Origin of the sequence: Streptomyces sp. NPDC020192 (assembly GCF_044388685.1) — a bacterium.
Taxonomy (GTDB): Bacteria; Actinomycetota; Actinomycetes; order Streptomycetales; family Streptomycetaceae; genus Streptomyces.
In genome coordinates, this window is sequence record NZ_JBIRXG010000018.1 from 156,133 (window position 1) to 178,808 (window position 22,676).

Consider the following 22,676-nt stretch of genomic DNA (forward strand, 5'->3'; position numbering starts at 1 on the left):
CAACTCCTATGCGGATTATGGGTGTTGGGGTCAATCGGCGGGTTCGGTGGCGAACCGGGCGTAGGCGTCCGGGCGGGACCGGCGCAGCCACCACGCCAGCGGCAGACCGAGCACGAAGACGGTGGGTGCCACGACGACGAGGAGGGTGTTCACCGCCGGGGACGCGCCGGTGAACAGGTCGATGTGGGTCACCACCAGCACGATCGCGGTGGTCAGCAGGACGGCGGCGAGCACCGGCGCCACCACCGTGCGCACCCGGCCCTCCGCGTGCCGCACCCGCCGGAAGTAACAGGGCACCGCGATCGCGGCGAGCAACTGGAGCAGCAACAGGCCGATCATCCCGGGGGTGTTCACCCACAGCAGCAGCTGCTGGTACGGGTCGGCGTGCGCCGCCCAGAACGCGAGGACGACCACCGCGCCGAGGACGGTCTGGGCGATGCCGGCGACGTACGGCGATCGGTGCCGCGGATGGATCCGGCCGAGTCCGCGCGGCAGGACTCCCTCCTCGGCCAGGGCGAGGGCGTAGCGGTTGATGGCGTTGTGGAAGGCGAGGAGGGAGGCGATGACGCTGGTGACGATGAAGAGGTGCATCAGGTCGGCGGCCCAGCCGCCCACATAGGTGGTGATCGCGGTGAAGAACAGCCCGGCCGGATCCTTTCCGGCGGCCTGTACGACATGGTCGTCACCGAACGCCTGGACGGCGATCCAGACGATGAACGCGTAGAACAGGCCCAGGAATCCGACGGCGAGGTAGGTCGCGCGCGGGACCGTGCGCTCGGGATCGCGGGCCTCGCGGCGGTAGATCACGGTCGACTCGAAGCCGGTGAACGCCGCGAACGCGAAGGCGAGGACGGCCGCCATTCCGGGCACCAGCACGTGCGAGGGCGCCAGCGAGGCCAGGGACAGCCCGTGTGCGCCGCCCTTCACCAGCACCCCGCCGGCGAGCAGCACGAGTATCCCGGTCTCGGCCACGAGCAGGACGCCGAGCACTTTCGCCCCGAAGTCGATCGAGCGGTAGCCGCCGTAGCCGATCAGCAGCAGTCCGGCCAGCGAGATCGGCAGCCAGGGCACGTCGCTGCCGGTGAGGGTGTGCAGGGTGTCGCGGGCGGTGGTGGCGAGGAGGCCGTAGACGCCGATCTCCATGCCGTTGTAGCCGACGAGGGCCAGCAGGGCGGCGCCGATGCCGGCCGGCCGGCCGAGGCCCCGGGTGATGTAGGCGTAGAAGGCGCCGCCGCTGGTCACATGGCGGCTCATCGTGGTGAAGCCGACGGCGAAGACGGCGAGGGTCAGACCGGCGAGCAGGTAGCCGACGGGGGCGCCGATGCCGCCCAGCAGGATCGCGAGCGGGGCGACCCCGGCCATGACGGTCAGGGGAGCGGCGGCGGAGACGACGAAGAAGGCGATGTCGGCCGTGCCGAGGGAACCGGAACGGAGGCCGGGCGCGCCGGGCGGCGCTTGCTCCCCGGGGAGATCCCCCGGGAGTTCGGAGGTGGACACGGACATACGGGGAGCCCTTCTGGCGGCGGAGGGGAGGGGGTCCCGGTGGTGGGGCAGCCGGGTTCGCGGGCGTCGGCGGGCCGGGCAGGGGTGGGCTGGGCATACCGGCGTCTCCGGGCGCCCGAAAGGGATGACAGGTGCCCGGAGCCGTAAACCTAAAGGCTTTCGGTTTCCGCAATGTAACCTTCCGTTGGGCATCCGGGAAGACCTCATGCAGACCTCAGGGAGAGACGACGACCATGGGACGGCCGCGCACACCGCTCCTCGACCGCGAGCGCATCACCACGACCGCGCTTCAACTGATCGACGAGACGGGCGACTTCAGCGTCCCGCAGATCGCCCGGCGGCTCGGCGCGCAGACCGGCTCGGTGTACCACCATGTGGACGGCCGCGACGGCATAGTGGAACTGCTGCGCGAACGCGTCGCCTCGGCGATCGACCCCGGCACGCTCGAGCTGACCCCGTGGGACAAGGCCCTGGAGGCCTGGGCCCGCTCCTACCGTGCCGCGTTCGCCGCGCACCCCCGTACGATTCCGCTGCTCATGACCTCGCCGGTCCGTGCGCCCCGGGTCCTGGAGCAGTACGAGCGTGCCGTGAGCCTGCTGCTCGCCGCCGGCTTCGACCGCGCCGGGATCATGCCGCTGATCATCGCCCTGGAGAACCTGGTACTGGGCTCCGCCCTCGATCTGACCGCGCCCGAGACCATGTGGGAGCTGACCGACCGCACCCGCACCCCGCATCTCGCCGAGGCCCTCGCCGCCGTGGGCGAGGGCCGCGCCGACCGCGCCTTCGAGGTGGGGCTGACGGCGTTCCTGGACCATGCGCGGGCACTGCGGGACGAGCCGCTTCCAGCGGACAGCAACTGACCTATTGGCCCCTTACCGTCAGGCCATGGTCGCTTCACCCGGGAACCACGCGCCCCTGCTGTCCGACGAGCGGACCGAGCTGCTCCAAGCCCTCACCGAACAGCGGGAGTTGCTGCTCATCACCGTCCGCGGCCTGACCGACGCCGATGCCGCCTGCCGGACCACGGTCAGCGAGCTGACGCTCGGCGGGATCGTCAAACACCTGGCCCGCGGCGAGCGGGTGTGGGCGCAGATCCTCGCGAAGGGCGACGGGGGGCTTCCGGACGGCATGCTCGACCTCGGCCAGTACCGCATGGCGGAGGGCGACACGCTCGCCGGGCTGCTGGCGGAGTACGCGGCGGGAACGCGGGCGCTGGAGGAGGCCGTGGCCGCGCGGACCGGCCTGGACCGGACCGTGCCGTTGCCCCGGACGCCCTGGTCGCCGCCCGAGACCGTGCACTGGTCCGCCCGGCGCGTCCTGCTGCACCTGATCCGCGAGACGGCCCAGCACGCCGGGCACGCGGACATCATCCGGGAGGCGCTGGACGGGGCGAACACCACCGCGCGGCGGTGACGAGCGGGACGGGTTTCCCAGTACCGCCAGTAACATGATCACCTTGGCTCCGGGTGTTACTCGTCAGTCAACTAGGCGTGGTCCCCGTGACGCGCCCTGCCCGGAGATTCCCATGTCTTCTTCCCACGACGCGCTGGAAAACGCGCGCCTCACCTATGAACAGCACGTCCGCACATGCCGTCAGTGCCATGCCGACGGCGCGGCCTGTGCCGTGGCCAAGCATCTCCTGCGGATCTACAACAACGCCCGCAGGGACCACATGCGGTCGGGAGGGCAGTAGGGCCGGACAGCCTGACGCGTAGTCAGCTCCGGCGGGCCGCCGGGCCCTTCGCGAAGGTCCGCAGCAGGTTCTCCGTGGTGCGGGTGACGAAGGCCCGGGTGCGGGCGTCCATCCCGTGGTCGCGGCCGAGCATGCCCGTCCCGGCCACCAGGCCCTCCACCCAGCGCATGGTCCCGGTCGCGAACACCCCCGCCCCGGCGGGCGTCGTGTAGTACGCCGAGTCGCTGTGGCTGGGCCGCCCCTCGCACACCAGCGGGGAGTGCGCGATGATCTCCAGCGGGCCGGGGGCGGGGGCACCGGGGGTCACGCGGTCGTACTCGACACCGACGAGATGCGCGAAGCCGTCGCCGGAGCGCACGCCCGTGCCCTCGTACAGCCAGTGGTCGGCGGCCCGGACCACATAGGGCGCGTCCACCGGGTAGCCCTCGTAGAGCACGCCGGTCAGGGAGGACTCGGGGTCGGGCGCGGGCGGCAGTCGGTAGTCGGTGGTGACCAGCGCCGGCCGTGAGCCGTAACAGGGGTCGGCGCGGAAGTCGGACTTGTAGCAGACCACCGTACGGTCGTCCGCCCCCTCCCCGGCCTCCAGCCGGACCCGCCGGAAGCACGTGTTCGCGCCCAGGAAGGCGATGTTCGACCCCGCGTCCCGGGCCGCGGTCACATGGGCCCGCTGCTCCGGCGTCCAGTACTCGTCGTGCCCCAGACAGACGATCGCGTGCGCGCCCCGCAGCACCCCCGGATCCCGGTGGACGTCGACGCCCGTGCTGTAGGCGAGGGGGATGCCGAGGCGCTCGGCCAGCACCACCAGCGCCCACTCGTAGACCAGGAACTTCTCGGCGCCCACGCCGTCGTAGGGCCGGTCGAAGGTCACCGCGAGGGAGCGGGTGGCGTACGCCCCGGACGTCCCGTTGTACAGACTGCTGCCGCCCCAGCGGTTGTACGCCTGCCAGGTCGCCGGAGCGTGCAGCAGCACCGTACGGCCCGCGCCCTCGGCGGAGCGGACGATCAGCGGGACGTACCGCTGATGACCGGTGTCCGCCTCCAGCCGCAGCAGATAGGCGCCTTCCGGCCACCCGGTGCTGTCCACGGTCAGTGTCGCCGGCCAGTCGGCCCGCACGGTGCGGGTGGCGGACAGGGTGCGAGGGGCCGGCTGGGCGCGGCCGGGTATGCGCTCCGACGCCCAGATCCGGCGGGCCTGCCGGCCGCCGTACCAGCCGACCCGGAACGCGGACACCCGCAACGAGGCGGCGGTGGTCGACACGTGCAGCGCGAACCGCTCGCCCGGGGTCACGCTCACCCGGTCCGCATACCCGGCCACCGCGTCCACCGGGCCGGTCGAGCCCAGCCGCCAGTCGGCGGTGCCCGGCGCCTCCCGCTCCGACTCCGGCCGCAGCCGTCCGGCGGGCGCGGTGACGGAGCGGGTGTGGGGCGGTGGGGCCGTGCACGCGGCGGCCGTACCGAGGCTCACACCGGCGCACACGGTGAGGAAGCGCCGGCGGCCGAGACGGGGGCCGCCGTGCGAAGGCGCGGGGTCGGGTACCGGAGCCACTTCACCTCCCGGGTGCCGTTTCCGCTCCAGCGTCCGGGTGCCCTTTCGGCCGGCGCAACCGCAGGGCGCCCCGGCACCGGTGCGCGGCCGCCGGAGCTACGGCCGTACGGGTGACGGTGTCCGATGCGATCAGGTCCGGAAGCCGATGTGCACATGGTCGTGGTGGGTGGCGTCGCTGAAGAACTGGCCGGCGCTGCCGCCCGACAGCAGCACCGGGCCGCCCACGTTGTACGCCCCGGCGGCCGCCGCGTCCCGCATGAACCGCTCGATCAGGGAACGCGGGGTCGCGGGGTCGACGACCGCGTGGCCGTCGATCCGCCACACGTCGAAGGCCCGGCCGCGCGGATGGTCGCTGGGCCGGCTGGTGCCGAACACGTCCAGCGGATGTCCGGAGCGGACGACGCTCACCTCCAGCCTGTACGTCCCCGCCAGCGCGAGCATCGCCCGCGCCACGCTGGTGTGCACCTGACCGCTGCGCAGGTCCGCCGTGGCGGCGGGCGGCAGCACGATCCGGTCGTCGGCCAGCACCGCGCGGACGTCCGGGGCCAGTGACCCGGCGACCGGTCCCGGCCGCGCCGGGTACAGCGCGTCGACGGTCCACCCGTTTCCCTCCTTGGAGAGCCGCACGTCGACCGTCGTACCGCCCGCACGCACCGTGCCGCCGTGCCGGGTCCACTGCCGGCAGACCACCAGCACACTGGCGGACCGGGACAGGATCCCGCCGTACTGCGCGTCCACGACCTGCAACGCCGCCTGGTCGGCGGTCGGCAGCAGTGGCCCGGCCTGACCGACGAGGCCGGTCGGCAGACCGAGCGCCGCGACCCGGGACCGGGCCGCCGCCGCTCCGCCCTGCCCGTCGGCCCAGGCACCGATCGCCTCGACCAGGTGCACGGCCCGCAGCTTGGCGGCCGGCTGCACCTCGGCGGAGGTCGGACGCCAGGCGGTGGTGTGCGGCAGGCCGGACGAGGGGGAGGACGAGGGCGTGGGCCGGGACGGTGACGGGGCCGGTGTGCCGGAGCGCCGGGGTGGGTGCGAGGCCGAGGAGGCCGTACCGCCGGAGCAGCCCGCCGCGCCGAGCGCGAGGCCGGCCAGGGACGCGAGCACGGCCCGACGGCCCGGCGGGGGAGCCACGGGTTCGGGAGCGCGGGTCATACGGCCCAGTCTCCGCCGTGGGGCACCGGACGGGCGAGCGGTGTGCCCGCCCCGGCCCGAGGTGCCCCGGGCCTGCGCCCAGGCGCCTACAGCGGCGGCTCGGCGAGCAGTTCCAGCAGGGACTCGGAACCCTGGGCGGCGACCGGTGTCGTACCGGACGGGTCGGGGAACGTGCGGCCCCAGGCCGCGGCGCGGCTCAGGGCGCTCAGCCGCCACGCGAGGCGGACGGCGCCCCGCAGGTCCGCCGGGGTGCGGCCGGTGTCGGTCCAGGGCTCCAGGTAGGCGTCGAGGAGCCGGGGCAGGACCTGCGGCCCGTAGCGCGCGCGAGCCTTCTCGGCGGGGACGCGCAGGCTGCAGAAGGGGTGCGAGACGGCGGCGTCGCCCCAGTCGAAGAAGGTGAAGCGGTCCGGCGCGGGACGGAACAGCTGGCCGTCGTGCAGGTCCGCGTGGTCGAGGGTGTCCTCGATGCCGAGGGAGGCGAGTTCGGCACACCAGTCGGTGAGGCGGGGGCGCAGGTGCTCCAGCCGGGTCCGTGCCTCCGGGGGCAGGCCATGGCTCTTGGCGAGCAGTGTGTCGAACACGTGGGGCAGAGTGGCGGTCCGGGTGGACGGCACCCCCAGCCGCTCGATCTCGGGCGTGTGCGGGACCAGCGCCCGCTGCATGCTCGCGTACTGTCCCAACAGCCGGGCCCAGGTGCGGGGTTCGACCGGTTCCCGCGAGAGCACGTCCCGGAACAGGTCGCCCCCGTCGGGGAGCAGCACCCACGCGCGCCCGGCGTCCACGGCCAGCGGCTCCAGCACATCCCCCGGCACCCAGCGGGCCAGCGCGACGGTCAGCGGGCCCTCGAACGCGCTGGCCGGCGGATTCGCCTTGAACCAGACGGCGCCGCGCTCTGCCACGGGCACCCGCACCAGCACCGACCAGGGCCGCAGCCGCACCCCCAGCTCACCGCTCACCCGCAGGCCCCGCATGCCGAGCTGCTCCTCCACCCACCCGAGCGCAGAGGCCCGCCAGGACTCTTGCGCCCACGGGGTGACGGCGTCCGGGTAGGCGCCCCGGTCCACCGTGATCGCACGCTGATCTCCCATCGCGCCATCTCACCAGCACGACCGGGCTGTGGCCAGCGTTTTTCGAGGAGGGAGGCCCTGGCCCGACCGGACACGAGCGCGCCCCCGGTCACCGACCGGGGGCGCGCTGTCGTGCGGGGAGGGTCAGGCGCGCTGCTTGCGGCGCATCGTCAGGTACGTGCCGGTCGCGCCCGCGGCCAGCAGGGCGCCCACGCCGAGGCCGACCGGGAGGGTCGGGAAGGCGGAGGTGCTGGTCGCGTCGGCCGCGTTCTGCATGGCCGGGCCCGGGGTGATGTTCGTGGTCACCGGGGCGACGTGCTTGATCGGGCCGACCGACTTCACCGAGCCGTCGGCGTTCAGCAGCACCTGCTTGTTGTTCGGGTGCCGGAAGTCGAACAGGCCGGACAGGGAGCCCGCCGTGGCGTCGAACGAGTGGTCACCGACGCGGCCCGTCTTCCAGTTGTCCTCGATGAAGCGCGTGATGGACGCCTGGTTGGTCAGCGTGTGGTCGACCTTGTTCACCTTGCTGAACGGCGAGATGACGAGCAGCGGCTGGCGGGTGCCGGGGCCGCAGCGGTCGGCGTAACCGCCGGACGCCTTCGGGGCCTTCTGGCAGGCCGGGCTGTCCGTCGCCTTGCCGTTGGAGCCGACGGAGGTGTCCGTCGAGCCGTTCTTCGGGGTGACGTAGGCGTGGTCGTACCAGCCGTCGGAGTCGTCGTAGGCGACCACGATCGCGGTGGACTTCCACTGCGGTGAGCTCTGGATCGCGTTGATCTGCTGGACCAGGAAGTGCTGCTCGTCGAGCGGGTCGGAGTAGCCGGCGTGGCCGTCCTGGTACTCGCCCGCCTTGAGGAAGCTGACCGCCGGAAGCTTGCCCGCCTTGAGCGCGGCGGAGAAGTCGGTCAGGTCGTAGTTGTGGTTCGCCTGACCGTTGTGGCCGATCTCGGAGACGCTCTTCGGGGCCAGGTGGTGCGGGTTGGCCGTCGACTTGTAGTACGAGAACGGGTTGTGGTGCGGGCTGTAGTCCGACACGGCCGCGCCGCCCAGGTTGGTGTGCGTGGTGTCGCACTTGGCGTAGGAGCCGGACGTGCCGTTCCACGCGGTCGACGGGCGGAAGCCGCCCTGGAACCAGCCCCAGGTCACCTTCTTGGTGTTGAGCAGGTCACCGATGTTCTTGCCCTGCATGGACGCCAGCGCGTTGGTGCTGGTGTGGCCCTTGCCGGAGCAGTCGTCGTAGGCCGGGTCGGGGTCGTTGATGACCGTGCCCACGCCCTTGGCGTCGGGGGACTTCACCGCGTACGGGTCGGGCGTCGAGGTCTGCTGGGGGTTCTCGGTGCCGGTCTTCGGGTCCATGGAGATCACGCCGTGGGTCTGGCCGGAGACCAGGTTCAGCGCGCCGGGCGTGGAGGGGCCGTAGACCGAGCTGTAGGAGCGGTCGCCCAGGGAGTAGTGCTGGGCGTAGTTCCACAGCGCGGTGACGGTGTTGCCGTCGTAGTAGTCCATCACCAGGCCGGGCTCGCCGAAGAGGCCGCCGCTGCACTTGTCGACCTCGGTGTTCTGCACGTACTGGTCGGCCTTGCCGCCGTCGGCGGCGAGCTGCTCGGCGCCGTAGTTGTGGTTCTGGTCGCAGGTCATCGCCTGCGCCGGGGAGAGCCGCTTCGGCGCGTACTGGTTCGGGTTCTTCGTGAGCAGACCCGCGTGCGCGAGGGTGTCGATGTCCTTGGGGGTGTTCTTCGCCGCCGTGAACTTCGTGCCGTCGGTGTTGGCGGCCTTCGGGTAGGTCGCGAAGTAGTGGTCGAACGAGATGTTCTCGTCGAACAGCACGACCACGTGCTGGATCGGCGTGGCGGTCGAGGAGTGCCCGCCCTGTGCGCTCGCGGGCGCGGCCGCCCAGCCGGGCGCGTTACTGCCGAGCACGGTGAGCGCGGCGGCGCCCGCGAGCGCGCCCAGGCTCCGCATAGCGGCTCGTCTTCCTCTGCTGGCCATGGTGGTCAACCCCTCCGGACAGAACGTCTGTGCGTCGTACGAGCACGGATGCTGTGCCCGCCGCACGGCGCGACGGCGGAGCCATGATGGCGCGGGAGTGAACACCGAGTCAGGGATCCCAGGGCAAATCTTGACGGTGTATTGACCCAACCGGCCACGGAGTTGTCCGGACAGGTTCAGCCGAGCAGGGCGCGCCCGTACCAGTCGGACGTGTCCCGTACGCCGGGCAGCGCGAAGAAGTAGCCGCCGCCGAACGGCTTGATGTAGTCCGTCAGCGGCTCGCCCGCCAGCCGGTGCTGCACCGTCTCGAACTGCCGCTTCAGGTCCTGCTGGTAGCAGCAGAACAGCAGCCCCATGTCGAGGTTGCCGTTGGCGTCCATGCCCCGGTCGTAGTTGTACGCGCGGCGCAGCAGCCTCTGGTCGGCCGTGGCGGACGTGCGCGGGTTGGCGAGGCGCATGTGCGCGTTCAGCGGGATGACGTCGCCCTTGGGGTCGTCGGCGTACTTCGGCGTGTCGAACTCGTGGTCCCCGTCCAGCGGCGCGCCGGAGGCCCGGGCGCGGCCGAACATCCGCTCCTGCTCGCTGAGCGAGACCCGGTCCCAGAACTCCACCAGCATGCGGATCAGCCGTACCACCTGATAGCTGCCGCCGACCGCCCAGTCCGGCTCGCCCGCGCCCTTGCCGACCCAGATCAGCCGGTCCATCTCCCGGGCGCTGGTCGGATCCGGATTGGCGATGCCGTCCTTGAAGCCGAGCAGATTGCGCGGGGTGCCCGAGGGGCGGGGCGGGCTGCTGAAGCCGTCCAGCCGCCAGCGGACCTGCAGGGCACCCCGGGTGTGCCGGGCGATGTCGCGCAGCGCGTGCAGCGTGGTGTCCGGATCGTCGGCGTGGAGCTGGAGGCTGAGGTCGCCGTGGCACCAGTCGGACCGGAGGTCGTCGTCGGGGAAGGCGGGCATGGTGGTCAGCCGCTTGGGCTTCCGGGCGGCCAGCCCGTACCGGTGGTCGAAGAGCGAGGCGCCGACGCCCACGGTGACGGCCAGCTGTCCCGCCGGCAGCCGGTCACCGAGGACGCCCGAGTCGGCGGGCGGGCCGGTGATGCCGACCGGGTCCGGCGTCCCGCCGGAGGTGAGCAAACGGGCCCGGTCCGTCAACGTGCGCAGTGCGTCGGCGAGTTCGGCCCGGGTCCCGGCGGTCACGTCGAGGGAGGCGAAGACGCTGGTACGGCGCGGGGCGGCGATCGCCGAGGCCTGGTGGGCGCCGTGGAAGGGAGCGATCGCGGGGGTGCCGTCGGCCGATACGGCAGGTGCGGCCGCCCCGGTCGCGATGCCGGCCCCCGCCAGGGCGGCGCCGCGCAGGAAGCCGCGCCGGCGCAGGCCGTCGGATCGTCCGTCGCCGCTCACACGGTCCGTCGCGCTCACACGGTCCTCCGCGGGTCGCACAGGGTGGCCACCGAGGCCAGCCGCTCCACCAGGTCGCCGAGCACGGAGTCGGCCTGCTCCCGCTGGGCGCGGCTCAGGTCGTTCAGCGCGGTCCAGCCGTCGCCGTGCCGGAAGCCGTCGAGGGTCCGCTGGGCGCGGTCCAGCTCCTTGTCCAGGCCCGGCAGACCGGCGTACCGGGTGGCGAGCAGCGGGCGCAGCCGGGACAGCACCTGGCGGGTGCCGTCGAGGTTGGCGCGAGCGGTGGCGAGGTTGCTGCCGCTGCCGTAGTCGGTGCGGCCGGTCAGCTCGAACTGCACGGTGTTCTCCAGGATCTCGTGCGCGCGCAGACCCAGCTGGGCCGGGTCCATCCGGGTCTGCGCCCAGCTGTCGCGCAGTCCGGTCACCGCCTTGACCAGCGCCGCCGCCGGGGCGCGCAGCCCGTCGGCCGACTCAGCGTGCCACAGCCCGTACTCGATCCGGTGGAACCCGGCGAAGTCCTTGTCGTGCACGCCGTCCGGCAGCCCGGCGTCGGTGCCGTTGACCGCCGCGTCCGCGTCCCCGAAGGCGTCGTACGCCGCCCCCAGCCGCTCGTACTCCAGATGCGCGGGCAGCCAGTCCGACCGGGCGGCGGTGAGATCACCGCCGTCGATGTCCTGGCGGAGCCGCGTGGTCAGCCGTACGACCTCGTCGAGGCCGCCGCCGACCCACTTCTGGTAGGCGAGCGCGGGCGGGATCAGATCGTGCTCGCTGACCGGGGCCGCGCCCGGACCGGGCTGCCCCGAGGTGATGCGCACGATGGGTCCGGTGACGGCGTCGGCGTCGTCGGGCACGCACGTGAAGGCGTACGACCCCTTGCCGAGCCGGACCGTCAACTGCCGTGTCGTACCGGGCGCGATGCCCTCCACCTCGCCGTACACCGCCTGGCCGGCCGGGTCCTCGAGGTAGACCTCGGCGGCTCCGTCGGAGGAGTTGTGCAGGTCGAAGGTCTGCACCCCGGGCCCGGGCCGGGTCCAGCCACGGCCGCAGCGGCTCTCCGAGACGTCGATGAGGGTGTGCCCCGACGAGCCGTCGGCGGTCCGGCCGTGGTGCGAGCCGCCCGGGGAGAACGCCAGCGCCGTGCCCCCGAGGGCCACGGCGAGAACGACGAACACGCCAGGCGCCGTCCGGAGACGAACGGACCGCGTGCCGAGGCGGGGCAACGGCATGGCGAGCCTTTCCGGGACGACGTACGCGACGGCCTCATGGTAGGCACCCCTCCGGATCCGAACACCCGTCCCAAGAGTTCGATGACCAAGAATTCCCCCGGGGTTCACCGGCGCTTTTACCGACGCACTGCCGTAGACTCACGCCCTCGAATCGAGGTGTCTTCAGCGCACCGGGAAACCGAAGGTGTAGCCCTGCTGCTTCAGCCACGGCAGGAGGGTGCGCAGGGCGGCCACGGTCTGGGAGCGGTCGCCGCCCGCGTCGTGGAAGAGGATCGTCGGGCCGTTGGCCAGCTCACGCCTCACGGTGGCCACGATGGCGTCCGTGCCCGGCCGCTCGAAGTCCTTGGAGTCCACGTTCCAGCCCAGCGGCCGCATCCCGTGCGAGGCGGCGAGATTCCGGCTGTACGGCGTGAAGGCGCCGCCCGGAGCGCGGTAGTACAGCGGCCGTACGCCACCGGACGCCTTGGTGATCTGCTGCTCGGCCTCCAGGATCTGCTGCGACTGGTAGGCCTCGGACTTCTTGTCCATCGTGGTGTCGTGCGACACGGTGTGGTCGCACAGCCGGTGCCCGGCGGCCACCACCTGCCGGACCAGGTCCGGGTGCGCCTGCGCCTGCGGACCGATCATGCAGAACGTGGCCTTCACCCCGTTGTCGCCCAGCACTTGGAGCACCTGCGGGGTCCACTTCGGGTCCGGACCGTCGTCGATGGTGATGTTGACCGCGTGCTCGCCGCCGTCCGAGGCGTGGGCGATGACGGGGGACACGGCCGCCACCTTCTTCGGCTCGGCGGGCCGCGCCGCCGCACCCGGGGCATGCCGTGCGGGCGCATCGTCGCTCGACGGCCCCGCCTGCGCGGTCCACACGGAGGTCGCGGCGGCGACCGCGGTGACCCCGACCGCCGCCGCGATCATCCGGCCGTACCAACCCCGCCCGTTGTGCCGCGCCATGTCCGCCCCTGTTCTGTTCCGTGCCGTGTCGCCGACTTCTTGTGCACCTGTCAGGACGGGCCGGGTTGAGCACGGGATCCGTCTGTTACCGATCACGGACAATTCCGGGGCGCTTCCGCGACAGAGCGCACTGAGCGTATATCCCGAAGCGCCCTGCTCCCAGCTGCGTTACGGTGCCCGGATGTCCCTCTATCCCGAGATCGAACCGTACGAGAGCGGCATGCTCGGCGTGGGCGACGGCAACCACGTCCACTGGGAGACATGCGGCAACCCCGACGGCAAGCCCGCCGTCGTTCTGCATGGTGGGCCGGGCTCCGGCTGCACCCCGTACTTCCGGCGGCTGTTCGACCCCGCCGCCTACCGGATCGTCCTGCTCGACCAGCGCGGCTGCGGCCGTTCCACCCCGCACGCGAGCCGCTACGACACCGACATGAGCGTCAACACCACGGCTCATCTCATCACCGATCTGGAGCAGTTGCGCCGTCACCTGGGCATCGACCGGTGGCTGGTGTGGGGGGTGTCCTGGGGCTCGGTGCTGGCGCTGCGGTACGCACAGACCCACCCGGGCGTCGTCTCCGAGACCGTGCTGACCGGGGTCGCCACCGGGTCGGACGCCGAGGTCGAGCTGCTGACCCGGGGGCTCGGCCGGATCTTCCCGGACGCCTTCGAGCAGTTCAGGTCCCTGGTGCCCGCCGACGAGCGCGACGGCAATCTCGCCGCCGCCTACAACCGGCTGCTGGAATCGCCCGACCCCGAGGTGCGGGAGCGGGCCGCGCGGGCCTGGACCGACTGGGAGACGGCCATGGTTCCCGCACCGCCGCGCTCGGTCGCCCGCTACGAGGACCCGGTGTTCCGTATGGGCTTCGCCCGCACCGTCACGCACTACTGGGGCAACGGCCACTTCCTCGGCGAGGGCGACGACGAGGGCGTGATCCTGCGCGACGCCCACCTGCTCAAGGGCATCCCCGGCACCCTCGTCCAGGGCGGCCTCGACTTCGGCAACCTCCTCGGCATCGTCTGGCGGCTCCATCAGGCCTGGCCCGACAGCGAGTTGGTGATCGTGGGCGACACCGGGCACAACGCGGGAGCGACGGGGACGGCGGAGGCGATGGTGGCGGCCACGGACCGGTACGCCCGCCGCCGCTAGTGCCCGGAAAACCGGGCGCGGACGGGGAGTTGGGTGTGCCAGGGTGGCCGGCCGGCAGCACACCGGCCTGTTCTCCGAGGAGCGTCCGATGACGACACCACCGCCCCGACTGCGCCCTCTGCTCGACCAGTTCGACTTCGCGCGCGAGCGGCTCGTCCGCCGGCTGACCGGCCCCGTCATGGACAGCGGCGACGGTACCGAGACGAAGGTCGAACCCCTCGCCGACGACGAGTACTTCTGGGAACCCGTGCCCGGCTGCTGGTCCGTCCGACGGCGCACGGACGGGCCGGGGCCGCGGGCGACCCTCCTCGCGGGCGGCGGCGCGTGGGGGCGGGACGCGGCGGCGTATCCGCACCCCTGGCCGCCGCCCGTCACGAGCCTCGCCTGGCGCCTGAGCCATCTCAGCGAGATGCTGGCCCTGCGCGCCGACCACACCGCCGGCAGCCGCTCGGCGACCCGGGAGGAGCACCCCGTCAGCGGGGACGCCGCCGGTGCGATCGCGGCCTTCGAGACCGGCGCCGCCGCCTGGCGGCAGGCACTGCTGAGCGCGGACGACGCGGCGCTGGACCGGGTGGGGTACTGCGGCTACCCGTACGGCAGCGACGCGGAGGAGCCGTTCCTCGACGTCGTGTGATGGGTCAACCAGGAAGTCCTGCACCACGGAGCCGAGATCGCCCTCCTCCGCGACCTCTACCGGGCCGGCCGACCGACCTGACCTCCGGCGTCGGGGTCAGGCGTCCAGCGAGACGTACAGCCGGGTGCCGCCCGGCCGGAAGCCGACCCGCTCGTACACGCGGCGCGAGCCCTCGCCCGAGTACTCCAGCCACACGGACCGCGCGCCGCGGCCGAGCAGGGTCGCGGCCAGGGTGTGGGTGACCGCGGCGGCGATGCCGCGGCCCCGGTACGCGGGCACGGTGCCGACACCCGCCAGCTCCGCGGTGCCCTCGGCGGGCGCCGAGCACAGGGCCCCGCCGGCGGCACCGCCGCCCGGAGCACGGACGAACCGGACGGCGCCGCCGCCCTCCTCGGTGCGCCGCAACCGCGCCGCGCCCTCCGGCGACGGCGGGAACTCACCGCCGAAGGCCGCGGACAGCGCGGCGTCGAGCGCGGTGTAGTCCGCGTCCGTGGCCGGGCTCTCGACCTCGAACGATCCGGCACCGAGGCCGGGTTCGGCCAGCGTGGCGGGCGTACAGACCAGGTACTCGTGCACCTCCTCCGTGCGGAATCCGGCCCGGCGCAGCACGGGTTCCACGGCGGGTGCGGCGTCCGGGGCGAACTCCAGCCGGGGCGTGAGCCCGCGCTCGCGGAACGCGGCGATCAGGTCGGCGACGTCCCGGTCCGTGGGTGCGGCGCCGGGGAAGGGGGTGGCGTAGTTGACGTACGGACTGGTCGTGGCGGGGTCGAACCCCGCGACGAAGCCGCCGACTTCGCGGGCCGCCGGGCGGCGCAGGAGGTGGGCGACGGAAAAGCTCTGGACATCGGTGCGCACGATGAAAACCTCACGGTGAAGGCGGCCACGGGCAGGTGAGAGCCGGCCGTGGCCGGGCATACGAGGGGTCGTCGGGCCGCCGTGAGGAAACGCGAAGAGTACTGAGAACGCCGCCGCTGGATGGGCGGTTCAGTACCGACGGCGGCCGCTGCGGGACGCCGGAACCATGGACCTCAGTCCTTACATGATGAGGAGGGGCGTGTGCTGTGGATCTCGCTCATCGTATGCGTCAACTGCCGCCCGCAGAAGGGGCGTCACGCATGACGGACACCACATCACCCGGTGGGATTCCCGACATTTCCTCCGGCGGCGTGTCGAAGGGCGTGCGGGCCGTTCGACGCTGGGATGGAGGCGCGCCACCGCCTCGGCCCCACCGCCCCAGGAGAGGGACGACATGAAGATGGGCCGTACGACCTTCGAGTCCGCCCTGCACAACGACCGCTGGCCCTGGCCGGCCCTCCAGGTGTTCGTGCTCGGCTCCCACCGGCCGGCACCCCGGACCACGTCGTCACCGACAGCGACCCGGCCCGGCTGCTGGAGAAGCTCCGCGCCGCCAACCGGGGCGGCGATGTCCACCTCGTCGGGGGGCCGCGCACGATCCAGGCCTTCCACGCCCTCGGCGCGCTCGACACGCTGGAGGTGGTCGTCGTACCGCTGCTGTTCGGTGACGGGATGCGGCTGACGGCCACGCTGAGCCCGACGATCGGGCTCACCTGCGAGCGCCGGCGCGCCCTGCCCGGCGGCGCGGTGGAGATCGTCTACGCCTGCGAGGGCAGCCGCCCGCCGCTGCCGGACGCTCCCGCGAGCCAGCGCTGAGCGAAGGACGACGTGCCCGGCGGCCGGACGGTCCCGGCCGTCCTCAGGAGAGCCGGCGGCACAGGAGGGCGTCGGGCCCGGGGCGGCTGCCGAACCGGGTGGTGAAGGCGATCCCGGCGGCGTACTCGTCGTCGGCGCACTGGCCCTTGTAGTCGCCGTACGCGAAGTCGCCTCCGGAGGCGTCCGCCGACCGGTTGTCGGACCGGTCGAACCACACCGTGCGGCCGGCCCCCGCCAGCGGGCCGCGCGCGGGTACGCACAGGGCCGCCGACACCCGCTCCCCGCGCACGCTGTATCCGATGAGGAAACTCCCGGCCGGGCACTGCACCTTGGTGTATCCGGACGCCCAGTCGCCGCCTGCGGGAACGTACCGCTCGTCGGTGACCACCGTCTGGCCGGCGTCGGACGTGCGCAGGTCGGCCGGGCCGCCACCGGTGGAGTCGGTGCACAGCCCGCGCCCGCTGGTGTGGCCGAGCCCGATGAGCCGCAGCCCGTCGGGGCACGCGGCCTTGTACGCCCCGGAGTCCCAGTCGCCCGTGGCCCGTACGCGCAGGGACTCCACCGCGTCCCCGTGGTCGACGGCGAGCATCCGCCACACGGGGACGGGCGCCACCGCACCCGTGTCGCTCGGCGCGGTCATCAGGTGCCGCCATGCCGCCGCGCGCCAGTCGCCCGGGTCGAGGATGCCGGAGCGGTGGCCTGCCGCGTCGTAGCGCAGCAGCGCCCAGTCGTCGTGGCCCGCGTGGCCGACCAGGGGCCAGAAGGCGAAGTCGGTGTCGTGGTCGGCGAAGTAGTCGGTGATGTTCGTGAACCAGGTGCGGGCGGCCGGGTTCGTCTCGTCGGCGCCGATGCCGAACTCGCTGACCCAGACCGGTGCGGTGTAGTGCCGGCCGTTCTCCTCGGCGAAGAACGCCTCGTCCGTCAGGGCCGCGTACAGATCGTCCCGGCCGAGGTCCTGGTAGCGGGGGTCATGGGTCTCGCCGATGCCGGTCGCGCCGCTGTGGTGCGGGCCGGTGTAGCCGTAGAAGTGCGCGGAATAGACCAGCTTGTGGGTGTCGACGAGGGTGTGGGACAGGGTGCGGGCGGGGGTGAGCACGGGCCGGCCGTGGGGGAGGCCGTCCGCCGGGACGCCGGTCCAGTTGATGCCCTCGATGACGATGAGGAGCCGCGGATCGGCCTCGGTGAGGATGCGGTCGGCGGCGAGCCGTGCGGCGGCGTACCAGTCGTGGTCGTCGCCCGTGCCCCAGTTGGGGTTGTCCAGCAGGTCGCGGCGGACCTCGTTGTAGAGGTCGGCGCCCACGACACGCGGGACACCGGCGTAGCGGCGGGCCATGAAGACCCAGTCGTCGGCCCACGCGCGTGTCGACTGCGAGCTGTTCCAGCGCTCGTTGCCGTCGAGGCCGCAGCACCAGCGGGAGGTGTTGGTGTGGTTGTTGAGGATCACCGCGAACCCGCTGTCGCTGAGCGCGTCGACGACTGCGTCGTAGACCTGCAGCGGAGTCCTGCCGCGCAGCCGGGGATTGGCGGCGACCGCGGCGTCGGGGACGGGGGTGGTGCTGTGGATCATCTCGTTCGAGAACGGCAGCCGAATGGTGTTGATATCCAACTGGTGGAAATCCGTGAGCAGTTGGTCCAGTGGGACGCGGTCCAGGCCGAGCGGGATGCCGTGCGAGTCCTGGCCGGCGTGGTGGTTCGCGGGGTCGGTGACGCTGCCGCTGCCCAGCCAGGATCCCTGCGCGCCGTCCCAGTTGGCGGCCTTGATCCGGAAGCGGTTGCCCCGGCTGTCGACGATCCAACGGCCCCGCGTCGACAGGGGAGCGGACCAGGAGGGCGTGTCGGCGGTCTCAACCGGCCTGCTGACACCGGCTGTTGTGGAGGGCGCGGCCGCGACGGCCGGGGCGGCGGCGAGCAGGAGGCCTGCGGCGGCGACGGCCGTCCTGAGGGCGGCGGGTGTGATCGGCATCGGGGAGCCCTTGGGTCGTAGGGGGTGGCGGAGGGCTGTGCGACCGGGGTGAGGACGGCGGTCCGGTGGGCGAGTGTCCAGCACGGGGGACGCACAGGGAAGGGCCCCTCCCGCCTTCACCCACTGTTTGCCTGCACACTGTCGGACAAAGGGGACCATAGTGGTGTATGGGTGAAACTGATGGAATCAGCGCGTAAGGGCAGCGCCGCCTCCGCGTCCGTGGGGCCGGGTGATCCCCTCGACGCGTCCACCGACGCGGCCGCGGTGATCTCGGCACACGGGGTCGTGACCGGCTGGACCCGTGGCGCCACGGCACTACTCGGCTACCCGGAACAGGAGGTCGTCGGCGGCTTCGCCGGGCGCCTCCTCGTCATGCCCGAGGACCCCGCCCGGCTGGCCGGCATCGTGGAGCGGTGCCGCGGCGGAAACGGCTGGAGCGGGCGCGTCACCCTGCGCCACCGGGACGGCTCCGCCCTCGACGTCGAACTGCGGGTCTCCGCCTCCTTCCACTTCGGCGACGACGAGTGCTTTCTGGTGTCGGCGCGCCGGCGGAACCGGCAGTGGACCATGGGCCAGTCCGTCCTCGACGGGTTCCTGACCCGCTCGCCGGTGGGCATGGCGGTCATGGACCGGGAGCTGCGATACGTATGGCTCAACGACACCCTGGAGCACTTCGGCGGGGTGCCTCGTGAGGACAGGCTGGGACGGCGCCTGAGCGAGCTGCTGCCGGGCCTGCAGGCAGAGGCCCTGGAGGGGCTGATGCGCAAGGTGTTCGCGACGGGGCTGCCGGTGACCGAGTACGAGTACGAGGGGTGGAGCTGGGCCGACCCGCACCGCCGGCACGCCTGGTCGACCTCGTTCTTCCCGCTCGTCGACGCCGACGGCACCATCACCGGCGTCTGCTACATGGTCCAGGACGTCACCGAGCGCTGGCACGCCCGGCAGCTGCTGACCCTGGTCAACGAGGCCGGCACCGCCATCGGCCGGACGCTCGACGTGGTGGCGACCGCGCAGGAACTCGCCGACTTCGCCGTCCCCCGCTTCGCCGACTTCGTCGTCGTCGACCTGCTGGAACCCGTGCTCAGCACCGAGGGCCACGGAGCCTGGCTGCCCGACGCCGGGCCCGTGCCCGCCCGGCCGGTGATGTGCCGGGCCGCGATGCGCTCCGTGCGCGAAGGGGCTCCCGAGGCCGTCGCCCAGATCGGCGACACGGTCGACTTCGTCCCGCCGCCCCACGACGCGAACCTGCTGATCGACGGCGAGCCCCTGCTCATCCCGGTCCTCGACCCCTCCGACGAGCTGTGGACCGTCCGGGAGCCCCTGCGGGCCGAGAAGATCCGGGAGTACGGCGCACATACGCTGATCGCCGCGCCGATGCGGGCCCGCAACACCGTCCTCGGCCTCACCACCTTCGTCCGCTCCCTCAACCCGGTCTCCTTCGGACCCGACGACGTCCTGGTCGCCCGCGAACTGGTGGCACGGGCGGCCGTCTGCGTCGACAACGCCCGCCGCTACGCCCGGGAGCACGCGGCGGCCGTCACCCTGCAGCGCAGCCTGCTGCCCCCGGCCCTGATCGGTGGCACCGCGCTGGAGGTGGCCTCCTCCTACCTCCCGGCGGACCCGAGCGGCGGCGTCGGCGGCGACTGGTTCGACGTGATCCCGCTGTCCGGCGCGCGCGTCGGCCTCGTCGTCGGCGACGTCGTGGGCCACGGCATCCCCGCGGCGGCCAGCATGGGCCGGCTGCGTACGGCGGTCCAGACCCTCGCCGAGATGGAGATGCCCCCCGACGAGCTGCTCGCCCACCTCGACGACCTCGTGCTCCGGCTGAGCGACGCGGAGACCGCCGCCGGTACGGCCGCCCGCGCCACGGCCGGCTTCATCGGCGCCACCTGCCTCTACGCCGTCTACGACCCGGTCACCCGGCGGTGCGCCATGGCCCGGGCCGGACACCCCCCGCCCGTCGTCGTCGCACCGGACGGACACGCCTACTTCCCGGAGATCCCCGCCGGACCCCCGCTCGGACTGGGCGGCATGTCGTTCGAGGCCACCGAGATCGAACTGGCCGAGAACAGCCTCCTCGGCCTCTACACCGACGGCCTCGTCGAGGGCCCCGACCACGACATGGAGCGCGGCATGGCCCGGCTCGGCGAGGTCCTCGCCCGCACCGACGACGACCTGGCCGCGCTGTGCACGTCCGCCGTACGGCAGCTCGTGCCCGCGCCCCAGCCCGACGACATCGCCCTCCTGCTCACCCGCACCCACGCCCTCGGCGCCGACCAGGTCGTCTCCTGGGACGTACCCCCCGACCCGGCCGCCGTCGGCGAACTGCGCGCCCTGGCCACCCGCCAGGTACGGGACTGGGGCCTGGAGGAGCTGGCCCTGACGACGGAACTCGTCGTGAGCGAACTCGTCACCAACGCCATCCGCTACGCCGCACCGCCCATCCGGCTACGACTCCTCCGCGACGCCCACCTGACCTGCGAGGTCTCCGACGCCACCAGCACCGCGCCGAGGCTGCGGCACGCCCGCAGCACCGACGAGGGCGGCCGCGGGCTCTTCCTGGTCGCCCAGCTCGCCCTGCGCTGGGGCGCCCGGTACACGGACCAGGGAAAGGTCATCTGGTCCGAGCAGGACATTCCCTGAGCCGGGAGGTGAGTCCTGAGTTGGCTTCGAGTGGACTCCAGCGGCCAGACTGACGCCGACGCGACATCCGTACCGAGGACAGAACAGGACGACGGCAGCCCATGGCAGCGACCAGCGGGCAGGGACACCCCCTGCCGTACGACACCTATCGTGAGGCCATCGCCCGCGAGACCCTGCGCTACGCCGAGGCGGTCAAGGGCGCCGACCCCGCAGGCGCCGTGCCCGCCTGCCCCGGCTGGACGCTCGCCGACCTCACCCGGCACGTGGGCGCGCTGCAGCGCTGGTTCGGCGCGCTGCTGACCCGGCTGGTGCAGGAGCCGCCGCGCAGCCGTGAGGTGGAGCTGGGGCTGCCGGAGGACGAGCGCGACCAGCCCGACTGGGTGGCGGCCGGCGAGCCCGCCGTCGCGGCCGTGCTGCGGGAGACGGACCCCGAGGCGCCGATGTGGGCCTGGGGCGAGGACCAGCACGCCAGGTTCTGGGCCCGCCGGATGCTCTTCGAGACGCTCGTGCACCGGATCGACGCGGAGCACGCCGTCGGCCTGGCGGCGGCGGACATCGACCCCGTCCTCGCGGCGGACGGCGTCGACGAGTTCCTCGTCAACCTGCCCTACGCGGGTCTCTTCGCCCCCGGTGTCACCGAGCTGCGCGGCGACGGGGAGACCCTCGCGTTCGCGAGCGCGGACACCGGCGAGGAGTGGCGGGTGCGCCTCGACCCGGACGGCTTCCGCCTGGTGCCGCACGCAGCCGACGAGGCCACGGCGGCCGTGCGCGGGCGGGCCGAGGATCTGCTGCTGCTCCTGTACGGGCGGCGGTCGTACCAGGAGTCGGCCTACGAGGTCTCGGGACCGACCGCGGTCCTCGACAACTGGTTCGCCCACACCCGCTTCTGACCCTCACTCCGGCGGCGTCGGCGTGGACGGCCCGCCGGGCAGCTGGCACACCGCGAGCGCCGCGGTGTCGTCCTGCAGACCGGAGTGGCTGTAGGCCAGCAGGTCGTCGTGGAGGCGGGCGAGCAACTCCCTGGGCGGGAGCGGGCCCCAGGAACGGATCCGCTCGGGGAGGGGGTAGAAGGTACCGGACGCGTCCCGGGTCTCCGTGACGCCGTCCGTGTACAGCAGCAGCTGATCGCCGGGCCCGAACGGGTAGACGTCGACGTGGTACGGGTCCTGGACCAGCATGCCGAGGTTCAGCGGCGGCGCCGACCGCCCGCTGTCGAGTTCGCTGACCTCACCGGCACGCAGACACAGCGGCGGCGGATGGCCGCAGTTGACGACCCGGACGACCCCGCCGTCGGCCGGGATCTCGGCGAACACCGCGGTGATGAACCGCTCGGCCGTCTCGTCTCCGCCCAGCCGCACCGCCCTGCGGGCCATGCTCGTCTCCATCCGGACGGTGAGTGTGGCCAGATCGGGCTCCTCGTACGCCGCCTCGCGGAACGCGCCGAGCAGGGCGGCGGCCGTCTCCACCGCGAGCAGTCCCTTGCCGCGCACATCGCCGATGAGCAGCCGGACCCCGTAGGTGGTGGGGACGGCCTCGAAGAGGTCACCGCCGATCCGTGCCTCCGCGGCAGCCGAGAGATACAGGCTCTCCAGCAGCAGATGGCCGATCCGGTGCGGCACCGGCCGCAGCAGGACGCGCTGCGCGATCTCGGCCACGAACCGCACGTCGGCCAGCGTGCGCTCACGCCGGATCCGGTGGGCGGCCAGGATCGTGCCGAGGGCGCCCACCATGGCCGTACAGACGTAGGAGGCGACGTAGTGCCGGTCCAGCAGATAGCCGACGGACCGGCCCGCGCAGCACGGGGTGCCGGCCAGGACGCCCTCGAAGATCACGGCGAACACCGCGGCCGCGGCGACGCCGAGGGGACCGTAGGCGAAGGCCGCCACCAGGGGCACCGCGACCAGCGCGAAGCTCACCGGCCACTGCACCGGGGTGAGGGGCTCCACAGCCAGTAAAACCGCGACGTACAGGACGGGCAGCAGGCGCAGCCACAACGGGGGCGCCGGCAGCCGGGTTCGCGAGTCGGCGTCCAGCTCGCGGTTCGGCCTACGTGGTCTTCGCACCCGGGACTCCTGTCACACGACCTCGACAGCCGTCCAG

The 22,676-nt window shown here is 72.9% G+C and carries 18 protein-coding genes and 1 pseudogene; 8 read left to right on the forward strand and 11 right to left on the reverse strand.

The features are described from left to right. Positions 1 to 30 precede the first annotated feature (30 nt). Positions 31 to 1,503, reverse strand: a complete 1,473-nt coding sequence (locus ACH47Z_RS30905) for an APC family permease (protein ID WP_399079481.1) — start codon at positions 1,501 to 1,503, stop codon at positions 31 to 33. A 233-nt stretch (positions 1,504 to 1,736) separates the two neighbouring features. On the opposite strand from ACH47Z_RS30905, the gene ACH47Z_RS30910 reads away from it, so the two are divergent. The 3 genes from ACH47Z_RS30910 to ACH47Z_RS30920 all read left to right on the forward strand — a co-directional run bounded on the left by ACH47Z_RS30910 (position 1,737) and on the right by ACH47Z_RS30920 (position 3,196). Then, positions 1,737 to 2,363, forward strand: a complete 627-nt coding sequence (locus ACH47Z_RS30910; protein ID WP_399079483.1) for a TetR/AcrR family transcriptional regulator — start codon at positions 1,737 to 1,739, stop codon at positions 2,361 to 2,363. A gap of 25 nt (positions 2,364 to 2,388) precedes the next feature. Beyond that, a complete protein-coding gene (locus tag ACH47Z_RS30915) occupies positions 2,389 to 2,916 on the forward strand; it encodes a DinB family protein (RefSeq protein WP_399079485.1) in 528 nt (175 codons plus the stop codon). A gap of 112 nt (positions 2,917 to 3,028) precedes the next feature. Next, complete coding sequence (locus ACH47Z_RS30920; RefSeq protein WP_399079487.1) at positions 3,029 to 3,196, forward strand: hypothetical protein; 168 nt, start codon at positions 3,029 to 3,031, stop codon at positions 3,194 to 3,196. A gap of 22 nt (positions 3,197 to 3,218) precedes the next feature. On the opposite strand, the gene ACH47Z_RS30925 is transcribed toward ACH47Z_RS30920, so the two are convergent. The 7 genes from ACH47Z_RS30925 to ACH47Z_RS30955 form a co-directional block, all read right to left on the reverse strand. Continuing rightward, complete coding sequence (locus ACH47Z_RS30925) at positions 3,219 to 4,742, reverse strand: N,N-dimethylformamidase beta subunit family domain-containing protein (RefSeq protein WP_399079489.1); 1,524 nt, start codon at positions 4,740 to 4,742, stop codon at positions 3,219 to 3,221. Positions 4,743 to 4,871: 129 nt separating this feature from the next. After that, positions 4,872 to 5,894, reverse strand: coding sequence for a hypothetical protein (locus tag ACH47Z_RS30930; RefSeq protein WP_399079491.1), 1,023 nt, complete (start codon positions 5,892 to 5,894; stop codon positions 4,872 to 4,874). Between the two features lie 86 nt (positions 5,895 to 5,980). Further along, on the reverse strand, positions 5,981 to 6,982 hold the full coding sequence (locus ACH47Z_RS30935) for an aminoglycoside phosphotransferase family protein (RefSeq protein ID WP_399079493.1): 1,002 nt from the start codon (positions 6,980 to 6,982) through the stop codon (positions 5,981 to 5,983). Positions 6,983 to 7,105: 123 nt separating this feature from the next. Next, positions 7,106 to 8,920: a phospholipase C gene (locus ACH47Z_RS30940; protein ID WP_399079495.1), complete on the reverse strand. Its 1,815-nt coding sequence runs from the start codon at positions 8,918 to 8,920 to the stop codon at positions 7,106 to 7,108. 203 nt (positions 8,921 to 9,123) lie between these two features. Then, a complete protein-coding gene (gene efeB, locus ACH47Z_RS30945; RefSeq protein WP_399079497.1) occupies positions 9,124 to 10,365 on the reverse strand; it encodes an iron uptake transporter deferrochelatase/peroxidase subunit in 1,242 nt (413 codons plus the stop codon). Continuing rightward, a complete protein-coding gene (locus ACH47Z_RS30950) occupies positions 10,362 to 11,570 on the reverse strand; it encodes an EfeM/EfeO family lipoprotein (protein WP_399079499.1) in 1,209 nt (402 codons plus the stop codon). The genes efeB and ACH47Z_RS30950 overlap by 4 nt, the downstream gene beginning before the upstream one ends. Positions 11,571 to 11,732: 162 nt before the next feature. Further along, positions 11,733 to 12,518: a polysaccharide deacetylase family protein gene (locus ACH47Z_RS30955; protein ID WP_399079501.1), complete on the reverse strand. Its 786-nt coding sequence runs from the start codon at positions 12,516 to 12,518 to the stop codon at positions 11,733 to 11,735. Between the two features lie 181 nt (positions 12,519 to 12,699). Here ACH47Z_RS30955 and pip point away from each other — a divergent pair, with 181 nt between their 5' ends. Together pip and ACH47Z_RS30965 are read left to right on the forward strand one after the other, a co-directional pair. Continuing rightward, positions 12,700 to 13,665 carry a prolyl aminopeptidase gene (gene pip, locus ACH47Z_RS30960; protein ID WP_399079503.1) on the forward strand — a complete coding sequence of 322 codons (966 nt, stop codon included), beginning with the start codon at positions 12,700 to 12,702 and terminating at the stop codon, positions 13,663 to 13,665. 88 nt (positions 13,666 to 13,753) lie between these two features. Then, positions 13,754 to 14,380 (forward strand): annotated as a pseudogene (locus ACH47Z_RS30965) (DinB family protein). Between the two features lie 15 nt (positions 14,381 to 14,395). Here ACH47Z_RS30965 and ACH47Z_RS30970 read toward each other — a convergent pair. Next, positions 14,396 to 15,154 carry a GNAT family N-acetyltransferase gene (locus ACH47Z_RS30970; RefSeq protein ID WP_399079505.1) on the reverse strand — a complete coding sequence of 253 codons (759 nt, stop codon included), beginning with the start codon at positions 15,152 to 15,154 and terminating at the stop codon, positions 14,396 to 14,398. 345 nt (positions 15,155 to 15,499) lie between these two features. Between ACH47Z_RS30970 and ACH47Z_RS30975 the strand changes: the two genes are divergently transcribed. Beyond that, positions 15,500 to 15,970: a dihydrofolate reductase family protein gene (locus ACH47Z_RS30975; protein WP_399079507.1), complete on the forward strand. Its 471-nt coding sequence runs from the start codon at positions 15,500 to 15,502 to the stop codon at positions 15,968 to 15,970. 43 nt (positions 15,971 to 16,013) lie between these two features. Here ACH47Z_RS30975 and ACH47Z_RS30980 read toward each other — a convergent pair whose 3' ends face one another. Then, positions 16,014 to 17,933 carry a glycoside hydrolase family 5 protein gene (locus ACH47Z_RS30980; RefSeq protein ID WP_399079509.1) on the reverse strand — a complete coding sequence of 640 codons (1,920 nt, stop codon included), beginning with the start codon at positions 17,931 to 17,933 and terminating at the stop codon, positions 16,014 to 16,016. Positions 17,934 to 18,113: 180 nt separating this feature from the next. Here ACH47Z_RS30980 and ACH47Z_RS30985 point away from each other — a divergent pair, with 180 nt between their 5' ends. Together ACH47Z_RS30985 and ACH47Z_RS30990 are read left to right on the forward strand one after the other, a co-directional pair. Next, a complete protein-coding gene (locus ACH47Z_RS30985; RefSeq protein WP_399079512.1) occupies positions 18,114 to 20,576 on the forward strand; it encodes a SpoIIE family protein phosphatase in 2,463 nt (820 codons plus the stop codon). Between the two features lie 101 nt (positions 20,577 to 20,677). Then, positions 20,678 to 21,466, forward strand: a complete 789-nt coding sequence (locus ACH47Z_RS30990) for a maleylpyruvate isomerase family mycothiol-dependent enzyme (RefSeq protein WP_399079514.1) — start codon at positions 20,678 to 20,680, stop codon at positions 21,464 to 21,466. Positions 21,467 to 21,469: 3 nt separating this feature from the next. On the opposite strand, the gene ACH47Z_RS30995 is transcribed toward ACH47Z_RS30990, so the two are convergent. After that, complete coding sequence (locus tag ACH47Z_RS30995) at positions 21,470 to 22,639, reverse strand: PP2C family protein-serine/threonine phosphatase (protein ID WP_399079516.1); 1,170 nt, start codon at positions 22,637 to 22,639, stop codon at positions 21,470 to 21,472. Positions 22,640 to 22,676: the final 37 nt, after the last annotated feature.